At 67.4% G+C, this 12,281-nt stretch carries 12 protein-coding genes; 8 read left to right on the top strand and 4 right to left on the bottom strand.

Annotation, left to right across the window (positions count from 1 at the left end):
* Window positions 1–361 precede the first annotated feature (361 nt).
* Complete coding sequence (locus QM721_RS06915; RefSeq protein ID WP_415120345.1) at window positions 362–1,147, bottom strand: isoprenyl transferase; 786 nt, start codon at window positions 1,145–1,147, stop codon at window positions 362–364.
* Window positions 1,148–1,352: 205 nt separating this feature from the next.
* Here QM721_RS06915 and QM721_RS06910 point away from each other — a divergent pair, with 205 nt between their 5' ends.
* From QM721_RS06910 to QM721_RS06895, 4 genes are all read left to right on the top strand, one after another.
* Window positions 1,353–2,024: an SIMPL domain-containing protein gene (locus tag QM721_RS06910; RefSeq protein ID WP_415120342.1), complete on the top strand. Its 672-nt coding sequence runs from the start codon at window positions 1,353–1,355 to the stop codon at window positions 2,022–2,024.
* Window positions 2,025–2,050: 26 nt separating this feature from the next.
* Window positions 2,051–2,797 (top strand): DNA repair protein RecO, encoded by a 747-nt coding sequence (recO, locus tag QM721_RS06905; protein WP_415120340.1) that lies wholly within the window; start codon window positions 2,051–2,053, stop codon window positions 2,795–2,797.
* Window positions 2,798–3,250: 453 nt separating this feature from the next.
* A complete protein-coding gene (locus QM721_RS06900) occupies window positions 3,251–3,553 on the top strand; it encodes an antibiotic biosynthesis monooxygenase family protein (protein WP_415120338.1) in 303 nt (100 codons plus the stop codon).
* 52 nt (window positions 3,554–3,605) lie between these two features.
* Window positions 3,606–4,985, top strand: coding sequence for a glycine--tRNA ligase (locus QM721_RS06895; RefSeq protein ID WP_415120336.1), 1,380 nt, complete (start codon window positions 3,606–3,608; stop codon window positions 4,983–4,985).
* 982 nt (window positions 4,986–5,967) lie between these two features.
* Here the strand turns inward: QM721_RS06895 and QM721_RS06890 are convergent.
* Window positions 5,968–6,465, bottom strand: coding sequence for a hypothetical protein (locus QM721_RS06890; protein WP_415120334.1), 498 nt, complete (start codon window positions 6,463–6,465; stop codon window positions 5,968–5,970).
* Between QM721_RS06890 and QM721_RS06885 the strand changes: the two genes are divergently transcribed.
* Complete coding sequence (locus QM721_RS06885; protein ID WP_415120332.1) at window positions 6,464–6,967, top strand: hypothetical protein; 504 nt, start codon at window positions 6,464–6,466, stop codon at window positions 6,965–6,967. The genes QM721_RS06890 and QM721_RS06885 overlap by 2 nt on opposite strands.
* Window positions 6,968–7,101: 134 nt before the next feature.
* On the opposite strand, the gene QM721_RS06880 is transcribed toward QM721_RS06885, so the two are convergent.
* Window positions 7,102–7,389 (bottom strand): hypothetical protein, encoded by a 288-nt coding sequence (locus QM721_RS06880; protein WP_415120330.1) that lies wholly within the window; start codon window positions 7,387–7,389, stop codon window positions 7,102–7,104.
* A 69-nt stretch (window positions 7,390–7,458) separates the two neighbouring features.
* Here QM721_RS06880 and QM721_RS06875 point away from each other — a divergent pair, with 69 nt between their 5' ends.
* The 3 genes from QM721_RS06875 (at window position 7,459) to dusB (ending at window position 11,487) form a co-directional block, all read left to right on the top strand.
* Window positions 7,459–8,739 (top strand): MFS transporter, encoded by a 1,281-nt coding sequence (locus QM721_RS06875; protein WP_415120328.1) that lies wholly within the window; start codon window positions 7,459–7,461, stop codon window positions 8,737–8,739.
* A gap of 278 nt (window positions 8,740–9,017) precedes the next feature.
* Entirely contained in the window at window positions 9,018–10,121 is a 1,104-nt protein-coding gene (locus QM721_RS06870) for an APC family permease (RefSeq protein WP_415121026.1), read from the top strand.
* Window positions 10,122–10,344: 223 nt separating this feature from the next.
* Window positions 10,345–11,487 (top strand): tRNA dihydrouridine synthase DusB, encoded by a 1,143-nt coding sequence (gene dusB, locus QM721_RS06865; protein WP_415120326.1) that lies wholly within the window; start codon window positions 10,345–10,347, stop codon window positions 11,485–11,487.
* Window positions 11,488–11,659: 172 nt separating this feature from the next.
* On the opposite strand, the gene QM721_RS06860 is transcribed toward dusB, so the two are convergent.
* The gene (locus QM721_RS06860; protein WP_415120324.1) at window positions 11,660–12,211 is read right to left on the bottom strand and encodes a hypothetical protein; all 552 of its coding nucleotides are present in this window, start codon (window positions 12,209–12,211) and stop codon (window positions 11,660–11,662) included.
* Window positions 12,212–12,281 lie beyond the last annotated feature (70 nt).

Below are 12,281 nucleotides of genomic sequence, written 5' to 3'. Positions count from 1 at the left end.
AAACGCGCGTATTGGGTCGCGGCAGCGCCGCAGTTCATTCCGGACGCGCAGAGACGAGAGTTATGCCAGCCATCGGGGCGGGCCATAAAGCTCATATCGGCGCATGACGCTGCACATCGGGCCTGGGCGGGTCTCATAACGCGCGAATCGCCGCGCACCCTGGGTGCCGCTCGCAGCGGGGCCCGTCGGTGGATGGCTTAAGAGCTCCCGCCAGTTGGCCATGCCTGCTCCGCGACGCCCCGGCGGCGCCTGGCTGCGTTGTCGTCGGTCGACGGGCCACCGGCCCGACTGCCTCCTCCGCCTTGCGAGGCATCCACCGGATGCGCCGCTCGCGACGGCAGCGCATGCTGGCGGAATCTCTCTAAGACCTAACCTCGTTGGGCACAGCGCCGCCGTAGCGGCGGTCGCGGTCGGCGTACAACTCGATGGCCCGCCACAGGTCACGGCGGTCGAAGTCGGGCCAGAGTCGGTCGAGGAACACCATCTCGGCGTAAGCCGACTGCCAGAGCAGGAAATTCGACGTGCGCTGTTCACCCGATGAACGCACGAACAGGTCGACGTCGGGAATATCGGGTTCGTCGAGAAAACGTCGAAAAGTCTTCTCGGTGAGGTGGTCGGGGTCGAGCCGTCCGGCTTGGGCGGCCTTGGCGATGGCCCGGGCGGCGTCGACGATTTCGGCGCGGCCCCCGTAGTTCACGCAGAACTGCAGGGTCAGGGTGGTGTTGTCGCGGCTCTGCTGCTCGGCCTGTTCGAGTTCGCGGATCACCGAGCGCCACAGCTTCGGACGCCGTCCGGCCCACCGAATGCGCACCCCCATGGCGTCGAGTTGGTCGCGGCGCCGGTGGATCACGTCACGATTGAACCCCATCAGCCAGCGCACCTCGTCGGGGGAGCGACGCCAGTTCTCGGTTGAGAACGCGTAGGCCGAGAGGTACTTCAGACCCACCTCGATGGCGCCCTCGATCACGTCGAACAGCGAGTCCTCGCCACGAGCGTGGCCTTCGGTGCGGGGCAGGTTGCGGGCCTTGGCCCAGCGTCCGTTGCCGTCCATCACGATCGCGACATGTTCGGGCATCGCTTTGCGGGGGATCACCGGTGGGCGGGCTCCGCTGCTATGCGGAATGGGTGGGCGCGGCTGCTTCGGCACGTCGCAGAGACTACTCGTCGCGGATGCGCTGATCACCGTCGGTCGAGCTCGTCGAGACCTCCGCCGGTCGAGCTCGTCGAGACCTCCGCCGGTCGAGCTTGTTGAGTCCTCCGCCGGTCGAGCTCGTCGAGACCCTCTTCGTCCGACCGCCCTGGACCTCTTGTCGAGACCTCGTATCCTCACTGGCAGGAAGGGAGCTCAGTCGATGGAGATCAGCGTTCAGGCCCGACACGAAGAGATGGTTCAGCCAGAGATCGCACGGCTGCACGCCAGCGCGAGGGCCGAGGCGTTCGACAAGAACGAGGTGCTGCGCCGGACGACCGAGGCCGTCAACCTGCTGCACGAACAGTTCAAGGTGGTACAGGGCGCGGGTGGCGCGGTCGACATCGTGGTGCGCCCGATCAGCGTGAGTTCATGGCGTCCGATGGTGAAGGGACGCCCGCAACCGGCGTTGTACCGGGCCTCGGCAGGTCTGCGGGCCGACTTCACCGATTTTGCGGCGCTGGCCGACCTCGCTGCCCAGGTCGGCGGCATCGAGGGCGTCGAGTTGGGCTGGGTGGAGTGGCGGATCACCGATGCCACCCGGCTCGAACTCGAGAACCTGTGCCTCACCAAGGCCGTCGAGCAGGCTCGGCAGCGGGCCGCGACGATGGCCCACGCCGCGGGCGCGGGCGAGGTGACCTTCGTGCAACTGGCCGATCAGGGGCTGCTCGGCGAAGCACCGTCGGCGCGGCAGGCGTTCGAGGTCGCAGCACCGGTACCGGGGGCCATGATGCGCAGCGCCAAAGGGCCGGACGAGCCGCCGCTGGCCGGCATCGAACTGCGGCCCGAAGAGCTGAGTGTCGCGGTGGTCGTCGAGGCGCGGCTCAACGCCTGAGCGGGTTGGTTGCGCCACAATGAGCCGTGCCCACCTATCGTGACGAGGCGGTCGTGCTACGCACCCACAAGCTGGGTGAGGCCGACCGCATCATCACCCTGTTGTCGCGGCAGCACGGCAAGATCAGGGCTGTCGCCAAGGGTGTTCGGCGCACCACCTCGAAGTTTGGCGGAAGGCTCGAACCGTTCAGTCACGTCGATGCTCAGTTCGCCACCGGACGCACCCTCGACGTGGTAACTCAGGCCGTCACCCTGCACGCCTACACCGAGCCGTTGGGGGGCGACTACTCCGCCTACACCGCTGGGCAGGTGATTCTCGAGACCGCCGACCGGTTGGTGGCCGAAGAGCGCGACCCGTCGTTGCAGCAGTTCCTGTTGCTGGTCGGCGCCCTGAACGCGCTGACCGCCGGCACCACCCATGGCCGCCGTCCGGCCAGCATGATCATGGACAGCTACCTTTTGCGGGCGGTGGCCGTCGCCGGTTGGGCGCCGAGCCTGTCGGATTGCGCGAAATGCGGCGTGGCGGGCCCGCACGAGGCATTTAATCCCCAGGCCGGCGGCATGGTGTGCCGGCCCTGCCGTCCACCAGCCTCGGCGCTGCCCTCGCCCGCGGTGATCGGCTACCTGTCGGCGCTGCTGACCGGCGACTGGGCCGCCACCGTTGACATCGACGAACGCGACCAACGTACGGCTTCCGGCCTGGTCAGCGCCTTCGCCAACTGGCACCTGGAGCGCGGTCTGCGCTCGCTGGCGCACGTCGACCGAGGTCGCTGATCGTCGATCGAGCCTGACGAGATCCTGTTGGCGCTGACCGTGCCTGTCGAGGGAAGGCCTGATCAACGTGGTCGCCGCCGGTTGAGCTTGTCGAAACCCCGTCTCAGGGCGGTCGGCCGAAGAGGGTCTCGACGGGCTCGACCACCGCTGGTTGAGCCTGTCGAAACCCTGTCTCCGGGTCTCGACAGGCTCGATCTGCGAAAGATCAGCGCTCTCCTCGACAAGGATGATCGATGACTGGTCAACATTCGTCGAGATCCGTCCGCAGCGCTGCACATCCAAGAGGTTCCGCCGGTAGGCGAAGTCGGCTGGCCGCCGCCCCAGCACGCACCGGAGCACCTTCTCCTCGGTCGTGGTGGCTCGGCCACGCCTCCCTCGTCGGCGGCACTCATGCACGCACTGGAACGACGCCCAACCCGACAGCTCTACCGGCGGAACCTCTAACCTGAACCCGTGCTGGCGATCAATCGGTTCCGGGTCACCGACGAGGGTTCGTTTCTGGTCCGCGCGGGCGAGGCGGCAGCCTTCATGGCGTCCTGCGAAGGCAACCTGAGCGTCGAGCTGCTGCGCAACCTCGACGAGCCCGACCTGTGGTGCCTGGTCAGCCGGTGGGCCAACGTCGGGGCCTACCGGCGCTCGTTCAACGGCTACCTGGCCAAGGTGACCTTGGTGCCTCTGCTCAGCGAGGCGATCGACGAGCCGGGCGGCTACGACGACGCCGATGCGGTGGGCGAGAACCTGCCGCGAACCCGGTAACGTGGTCACTTGCGTGTCAGCCGGGCATGCATCGACTCACAAGGAGTTTCTCGTGGCAAGTCGCCTCGACAACGTCATCAGCCTGTGCAAGCGGCGGGGGTTCGTGTACCCGTGCGGCGAGATCTACGGCGGTACCCGGGCGGCCTGGGACTATGGACCCTACGGCGTCGAGCTCAAGGAGAACATCAAGCGGCAGTGGTGGAAGGCCGTGGTGCAGGGCCGCGACGACGTGGTCGGCATCGACTCCTCGATCATCCTGCCGCGGCAGGTGTGGGTGGCGTCCGGACACGTCGGGGTGTTCTCCGATCCGCTGACCGAATGCCTGAGCTGCCACAAGCGGTTCCGGGCCGACCAGTTGGAAGAGAACTTCGAGCACAAGAAGGGGCGGGCGCCGTCCGGACTGGACGAGATCAACTGCCCCGAGTGCGGCACGCTGGGCCGGTTCACTGAGCCGCGTGACTTCAACATGATGCTGAAGACCTATCTCGGCGTGATCGAGGACGAGTCCGGGCTGCACTACTTGCGTCCCGAGACTGCGCAGGGCATCTTCATCAACTTCAAGAACGTCGAGAACTCGGCCCGGGTGAAGGTGCCGTTCGGCATCGGCCAGGTCGGTAAGAGCTTCCGCAACGAGATCACCCCGGGCAACTTCATCTTCCGCACCCGTGAGTTCGAGCAGATGGAGATGGAGTTCTTCGTCAAGCCCGGCACCGATGAGGAATGGCATCAGCACTGGATCGACGCGCGCACCGACTGGTACGTCGATCTCGGCATCAGCCGGGACAATCTGCGGCTTTTCGAACACCCGCAGGAGAAGCTGTCGCACTATTCGAAGCGGACCGTCGATATCGAGTACAACTTCGGCTTCGCCGGCGGGGACGGCTGGGGTGAGCTGGAGGGCATCGCGAACCGGACCGATTTCGACCTCAGTACCCATTCGGAGCACTCCGGCACCGACCTGTCCTACTTCGACCAGGCGCAGGGCGAGCGGTACACGCCCTACGTGATCGAGCCGGCGGCGGGTTTGACCCGGTCACTGATGGCGTTCCTGGCCGAGTCCTACACCGAGGATCAGGCGCCGAACACCAAGGGCGGCGTCGACACCCGGGTGGTGCTGAAGCTCGATCCGCGGCTGTCCCCGGTCAAGGTGGCGGTGCTGCCGCTGTCCCGCAACGAGCGGCTGTCGCCGGCCGCCCGCGACCTGGCTGCGTCGCTGCGACGGTACTGGAACATCGAGTTCGATGATGCCCAGGCGATCGGACGCCGCTACCGCCGCCAGGACGAGATCGGCACCCCGTTCTGTGTCACCGTCGACTTCGACACCCTGGACGACCAGGCGGTCACCGTCCGCGAGCGCGACACCATGACCCAGGAGCGGGTGGCGCTCGACCAGGTGCAGGGGTACCTGGCGCAACGCCTGATCGGCTGCTGAGCAACCCGGTCGAGCCTTGTCGAGACCGGCTCTGGTGGTTTCGACAAGGTCAACCGGCGGTGGTCCGGGGTGGTTGGGTGGTCCAGACGCGGCAGTGGTGGTTTCGACACGCTCAACCGGCGGTGGTCCAGGTGGTTGGACCTTCCAGACGCGGCAGTGGTGGTATCGACACGCTCAACCGGCGGTTTGCTGGTCGAGCTTGTCGAGACCTCTATCGGCCGGTGACTTGTCGTCCGGCGCCGTCCTGGGAAGTCACTACCGGATCTTGTGCTGTTCTTGAGGTTCCGCCGACGTTGCGTTGAGGGACGTCCGGCAAAGTTCTTCTTGTGCCGGGGGGCACAGGCACCAGGAGACAGGGCCGGGATCGCGATTCGGGGGAACGCGAGGAACGGCGGGGGAACCTGTCGGTTGGTGAAGACAAGGATTGAGCCGGGTCGTGGCGCAGAGAGCGTCCAAGACCCGGCTCTCCTCATGTCCGGTTTGCGCATTGCGTGACTGGCGCATCGCCTGAACTGGTGCATTGCGTGACTGGTGCATTGCGTGACTGGTGCATCGCCTGAACTGGTGCATTGCGTGACTGGTGCATTGCGTGACTGGTGCATTGCGTGACTGGTGCATTGCGTGACTGGTGCATTGCGTGACTGGTGCATCGCCTGAACTGGTGCATCGCCTGAACTGGTGCATCGCCGGACGCGCTCATTGCCTCACGGCGCCGTATCGGACGGCTGCCGCTCTGCAGAGTGCCATCGGCTCGCCATGGAAGCGCTGGCTTTCGTTGGTCGAGATTGTCGAGACCTTGGGAGATCTGATCTGGCGCTGGCAAGGGGTTTCGATCAGCTCGACCAGCGGTGGTTGCGCACGTCACCGTTCCCCTGGGCCGCCAGTAGCCCGGCTCTCTGGTGCTGGCAAGGGGTTTCGCTCAGCTCGACCAGCGGTGGTTGCGTACATCAGCGTTCCCTGGGCCGCCAGTAGCCCGGCTCTCTCAGCGCTGCTTGTGGAAGAGACTGCGCAGCCAGCCGAGGACCGTCTGGCTGTCCATGGCCTCCTCGAAGCCGTCGGCGATGGCCTCGAACGACGCCATGACGTCGTCGTGGTGGTCGAGGAAGCGGGCGTGGCTGATCTCGTCCACGCCGATCAGGCCGGTCGCCGATTCGATGGCCTCGGTGACGCGGACGAGCACTCCGAAGGTCTCGGGGGAGGCGTTCACGGACCAGAACGGCAGGGACGCCTCGGGCTCGTCGTGCGTCCAGGTCACCAAGAGCCCGGACTGATCGTGCACCAGTTGCCGGGAGAAGTGGTTCCGGGCGACATCATGCGCACCGGGTGGTAGCAGTTCCACCAGACGGGGATGCAACTCATCCCACGCAGCGATCTCGTCCGCCGTCAACTCGGCCGGCGGGTGGGACGCGTCCTGATCCGCCCGGAGCGGGTCCGGCAGCGCGGCGGTCTCGGGCGTCACGAAGTGCACGACGAAGCTCATGGCGCGCAGCCTCGGTCTTGATCGCACCGGACGCGATCGCCCCGACGTGCACATCGCCACCGCCGCTGTGGACCCGGCCCTCGCCCAGGGAATCGATGCTGATGTCGCCGCCGCCGGTGTCGAGATTGCCCTGGGTGGCTCGGCTGGCGCGAATGTCCCCGCCACCGGTGGCGGCGACATTCACGTGGGCCGAACCGAGGGCGATGTCGCCGTCACCACCGGTGGCGGCGACGTCCGGCTCGACTCCTGCCTCGGGTCGACCGAGGTGAGCACCGGCGCGGGCGACGTCCGTGCGCATGTCGCGGGTGGACGCTGGCAGGCCCGGACGGGCGCCGGCGACATCATCGTGACGGTTCCGCCCGCCGTGCCCGTCTGGCAGGACCTGAGCAGCCCGCTCGGGGACGTCACCAGCCACATCGGTGGCCGTGGCGAGCCGGTCGAGGGCCACGAGCACATCGAGATCACCGCCCGCACCGGCACGGGCGACATCAGCCTCAGCTGACCGACGGTTGTCGTTCGACGCCCCGTTGGTCGAACTTGTCGAGACCGTAGGACCTGGGACCTGGTGCTGGCAAGGGGTTTCGACAGGCTCAACCAGCGGTGCTCCCGTTGGTCACAGCTTGTCGAGACCCTTCCTCACACCAGGGGCACGAAGCTGAATCGGTGCTCGTGATCGGGCTCGCGGTGCCAGCCGGCCTTGTCGCGGAGGACCGTCCTCATCAGCCCGGCGGCCGGCAGCACCATCCGTGCGCCGACGCTGAGTTGCTGCTCCAGTTCGACGGGAATGGCACCGGCATCGGCCGACACCAGGATGCGGTCGAACGGTCCGAGATCGGGTAGACCGAGGGTGCCGGGTGACGCCTGTTCGATCCGGGCACCGATCCCGGCGAACCTCGGCGCCCACGGTCGTGGGTCAGGGCCCACGGATCGCGGTGGTGGGTCGCGGGTCGAGACCGCACCGACCAGTCAGAACGGCGGTGATTGGCTACCGGGGTGCGTGAACGAATGCGGGCATTCCTGGCGGACGTCCGACCGCTGCAAGCGCCGGACTTCCGCCGGCTCTGGGTGGCCAATATCGTCACGGTGATCGGGGCGCAGCTCACGGTGGTGGCGGTGCCGGCCCAGATCTACAGCCTCACTGGCAGCTCCGCCATGGTCGGCCTGACCGGGCTGTTCGGCCTGGTCCCGCTGATCGTCTTCGGGCTCTGGGGCGGCGCGTTGGCCGACCATTTCGACCGGCGCAGCCTGCTGATCGTCACCACGTTCGGACTGATCCTGACCAGTGCCATGTTCTGGCTGCTCGCCGAGGCGAACGTGGGCAATGTCTGGCTGCTGCTGGTGGTGTACGCCGTCCAGCAGGCCTGCTTCGCGATCAATCAACCGACCCGGACGGCGGTGCTGCCCGCGCTGATCCCGCTCGACCAGCTACCGGCCGCCAATTCGCTGAACATGACGGTGATGAGCGCCGGTGCGATCGCGGGACCGCTTGTCGGCGGCGCGCTGATTCCGGTGTTCGGGTTCCCGCTGCTGTACCTGATCGACACCATCTGCCTGCTGGCCACGTTGTGGGCGGTGCTCAAGCTGCCGAAGCTGCCCGTTGGCGAACGCACGGGGACGCCCGGCCTGCGATCAGTGCTGAGCGGGCTCCGCTACCTGCTGGGGCATCCGATCCTGCTCACCTCGTTCCTGGTGGACGGCATTGCGATGGTCTTCGGGATGCCGCGAGCGCTGTTCCCGCAGATCGCGCACGAGAGCTTCGGCGGACCGGTCGAGGGTGGACTGGTCTTCGCCCTGCTGTTTGCGGCGATGCCGGCCGGGGCGGTGCTCGGCGGGGTGCTGTCTGGCTGGGTGGCACGTGTCGACCGTCAGGGCCTGGCGGTGGTCTGGTCGGTGATCGGCTGGGGTGCGTCGATCACGGTCGTGGGCGTTGCAGTGTGGCTCGCGCCGTCGGCCCCGATTGCCATGCTGGCGCTCGCCATTGCAGCCCTGGCCTTCGGCGGAGCAGCTGACATGGCCTCGGCCGCCTTTCGGCAGTCGATGCTGCTCACCGCCGCCGACGACAATGTGCGCGGACGACTGCAGGGCGTGTTCATCGTGGTGGTCGCCGGCGGCCCACGCATCGCCGACGTGGTGCACGGCTGGGCGGCCGAAGGCCTCGGAACCGCCGCCACCACCGCTGGTGGCGGGGTGCTGGTGATCGTCGGCGTCGTCATTGCCGCTGTCACCCTGCCAGCCTTCGTGCGCTACCGGCTGTCGGAACACCTGCCGGCCTAAGAAGTCAGCGCTTCCTTCAACGCCGTGCACCCGGTTCGCGGGCACCGTCCGTGCACCGGACCGTCGGCAGAGACGCTGCCAGTGGCTGTCGAGCGGCGCAGGCCGCCGACGCTGCCCGCCTGCGTCTGCCACGTGCGACATCGCCGAGTCAAGGGCTCGACCCGCGCACGCGTTCGGGGACGTTAGGGCCGCGTCAGGATTCTGGCCGCTGGCGTCAAAGCTGCGTCAAGATCGAGCTCGGGTGGCGTGCGAAGCAGTTGCATGGGTGAGTGACCACGATGATCCGCTTGCCCAAGCGTCTGCTGGTCGGGCACCCGATGCGCTCCAATCAACTGCGTGAGACGCTCCTGCCCAAGCGGCTGGCGCTGCCCGTCTACTGCTCCGATCCCATCTCGTTCAACGCCTACGCGACCCAAGAGATCCTGCTGGTGCTGGCACTCGGCGGGGCGTCCATGGTGCTGCTCACACCGTGGATCGCGCTGGTGGTGGTGGCCCTGCTGGGGCTGGTCACGCTGAGCTACCGGCAGACCTGTCACGCCTACCCCGACGGCGGCGGCGCGTACGCGGTCAGCCTGGCCAATCTGGGCCGCAACGCGTCCCTGGTGGCGGCTGCGGCGCTACTGGTGGACTACGTGCTGACCGTGGCGGTGTCGGTCGCATCGGGGGTGGAGAACTTCGTCTCGGCCTTTCCCGACCTCGAACCGTACAGCGTCGAGTTGTGCATCGGCTGCATCGTGCTGCTGACGGTGCTGAACCTGCGCGGGGTGCGCGAATCGGGCACACTGTTCGCGCTTCCGACCTACGGGTTTCTGGTCAGCGTCTTCGTGATGCTCGGGGTCGGCTTCGCCAACACCCTGCAGGGCCGCACGCCGGTCGCCGAGTCGGCGAGCTACGGCTTCACCGGCACGGAACCGGCTGGCGCAGCGCTGATCCTGCTGCTATTGCGCGCCTTCGCCTCGGGCTGCACCTCGCTGACAGGCGTCGAGGCGGTCAGCAACGGCGTGCCCACATTCCGCCCGCCCAAGGCGCACAATGCTGCGACCACGCTGCTGCTGATGGGGGCGCTGAGCATGGCGATGATGGCCGGAATCTCGGTGCTCGGCACCATCGCGGGCATTCACATCGCCGACAGCCTGGCCCAGCTCACCGGCCTGCCGGACGGCTACCAGCAGCGCACCGTGCTGGCGCAGTTGTCGTCGGCGGTGTTCGGCAACAACAGCCCCGGCTTCTTCGCGGTGCAGGGCTTCACCACCGCGATCTTGGTGCTGGCCGGGAACACCGCATTCAACGGGTTCCCGATCCTGGCCTCGCTGCTCGCGGAGGACCGCTTCCTGCCCAAGCAGCCACCCCCAGTACTTCGTCACCGAACCGGGCCTGGGTGACCCCTGACGTCCCGATCTGGTGCGCTGTCGGTCGAACTCGTCGAGTCCTCCCCGTCGCTGGTCGAGCCTGTCGAGACCTCGGACATGGCGCTCTGCTGAGGATTTCGACACGCTCAACCAACAGCGCTGGCGCTGATCAGCGCGTCCTGAGACCGTCCCAATACTGGGTGGCCGCGCTGCACGCCCGTAGGTTCGTTCGCGGTGGGCCGGTTAGGCTTGCCGGGTGCTGAAGGTGCAGGTGCCGCCGTTGCGGCTGGGCTCGATTCCGGTTGACCCCCCGGTGGTGCTGGCCCCGATGGCGGGCATCACGAATGCGGCCTACCGGCAACTGTGCCGTGAGCAGGGCGCAGGGCTATACGTGTGCGAGATGATCACCAGCCGGGCCGTCGTCGAACGCATTCCCAAGACCTTCGCGATGTTGCGGTTCGACCCGGGCGAGACCGTCCGGTCGGTGCAGTTGTACGGCGTTGATCCCGGTGTGATGGCCAAGGCGACGACGATTCTGTGCGACGAGTTCGGGGTGGCCCACGTCGACTTGAACTTCGGCTGCCCGGTGCCCAAGGTCACCCGCCGCGGCGGCGGGGGAGCACTGCCGTGGAAGCGTGATCGGCTGGCGGCCATTTTGACCGCGACCGTCGCCGCCGCCGAACCCTACGGCGTGCCGGTCACCATGAAGACCCGCATCGGCATCGACGACGACCATGAGACCTTTCTCGACGCCGGACGCATCGCCGCCGACACCGGCTGTGCCGCCATCGCGTTGCACGCCCGCACCGTGAAGCAGGCCTACGGCGGCCATGCTGACTGGAGCCGCATCGCTGAGCTGGTGGCCGCCACGGAGATTCCGGTGCTCGGCAACGGTGACATCTGGGAGGCGTCCGACGCCTTGGCGATGATGGGGCAGACCGGCTGTGCGGGTGTGGTGATCGGACGCGGCTGCCTGGGCCGCCCCTGGCTGTTTCGCGACCTGGCGGCCGCGTTCGCGGGTGAGGCCGCACCGCCGCTGCCTACCCTCGGTGAGGTGGCGGCCATGGTCTACCGGCACGCCGAACTGCTCGCCGACCTTGAGGGCGAGGCGCACGGCCTGCGCGACCTGCGCAAGCACATGGCCTGGTACTTCAAGGGGTTTCCGGTCGGTGGTGAGGTGCGCCGCGGCCTGGCGCTGGTCGATTCTCTGGCCCAGTTGGCCGGTCTGCTCGGCACGCTGGACGGCAGCGAGCCGTTCCCTGCCGCCGAACTCGGCTCACCCCGAGGCAGGCAGGGGGTGCCCCGCGGACGGGTGGTGCTGCCGTACGGCTGGCTCGATTCGGACTGCTTGGGTGACCAAGACATCGCCGAGGCCGAATCGGACGCCTCCGGAGGTTAGGGAACCGTTGCCTTTTCGCTGGTCGAGCTTGTCGAGACCTCTGGCGGGGTGCTGTGGGTAGGGGTTTCGACGAGCTCAACCAGCGGGTAGTTCTCTAGCTTCGGTCAACCAGGCCTGAGGTTGTGCGACGGCCCGCCAGTGGTGAGCGAGGCAGCACGTCGTACCGGGTCGCTCAGGGCATCGTCGCCAAGATCATCGCGAAGACCGCGATGACCGGCGCCAGCACGCCCACGATGATCGCCCACACGCCGTAGGCGCGGCCACACCTGGTAGCGGTGGCGACGATGCCCGTGATCCAACCTGCGATGCCGCCGAGAACCGCGAGCACAAGGGCGGCCATGCCGGTCTCACCGAGCTGCTGCTGCATCAACTCGGCGAGCTCGTCCTCACTGAGCGAGCCCCCGTAGCCAACGAGGTACGGGGCCATCAGTTGACCCATATGCCACATCAGCCAGGCGAACACCACGGTGCCGACCACCACAACGCCCAGCGCGATCATGCCCAGCAGGGGCGAGCGCGGGGGTGCGGGCTGACCATAGGGCTGAGCCTGATTCTGCACGTAGGCCTGCTGAGGGCTTGGGTAGGCCGACTGCTGCTGCCCGTAGCCCGTCGGCCCGTAGCCCTGCTGCCCATAGCCCTGCTGTGGGTTCCAACCCCCTTGGACGGGTCCGTGCTGTTGCTGGGGATCCTGCTGGTGGGGGTACTGCGGGTTGCCCTCGGTCATGGCTGCCTTTCGCGCTGTGGTGCGTCCATTCTGGCAGCCGGGCCACAAAGCGTCCGCTGTCGGGCCGAGC

The sequence above is a fragment of the Micropruina sp. genome (assembly GCF_047602085.1).
Taxonomy (GTDB): Bacteria; Actinomycetota; Actinomycetes; order Propionibacteriales; family Propionibacteriaceae; genus Micropruina.
The sequence above is the reverse complement of the archived record's forward strand: the minus strand, read 5'-3'. Positions and strand labels throughout refer to the sequence as shown.

Bases quoted from the DNA above. Each gene is read 5' to 3' on its own strand.
- QM721_RS06890 (WP_415120334.1), bottom strand. From the start codon at position 6,465: ATGAGCTTCGTCGTGCACTTCGTGACGCCCGAGACCGCCGCGCTGCCG.
- QM721_RS06860 (WP_415120324.1), bottom strand. From the start codon at position 12,211: ATGACCGAGGGCAACCCGCAGTACCCCCACCAGCAGGATCCCCAGCAA.
- QM721_RS06885 (WP_415120332.1), top strand. From the start codon at position 6,464: ATGGCGCGCAGCCTCGGTCTTGATCGCACCGGACGCGATCGCCCCGAC.
- QM721_RS06910 (WP_415120342.1), top strand. From the start codon at position 1,353: ATGGAGATCAGCGTTCAGGCCCGACACGAAGAGATGGTTCAGCCAGAG.
- QM721_RS06870 (WP_415121026.1), top strand. From the start codon at position 9,018: ATGATCCGCTTGCCCAAGCGTCTGCTGGTCGGGCACCCGATGCGCTCC.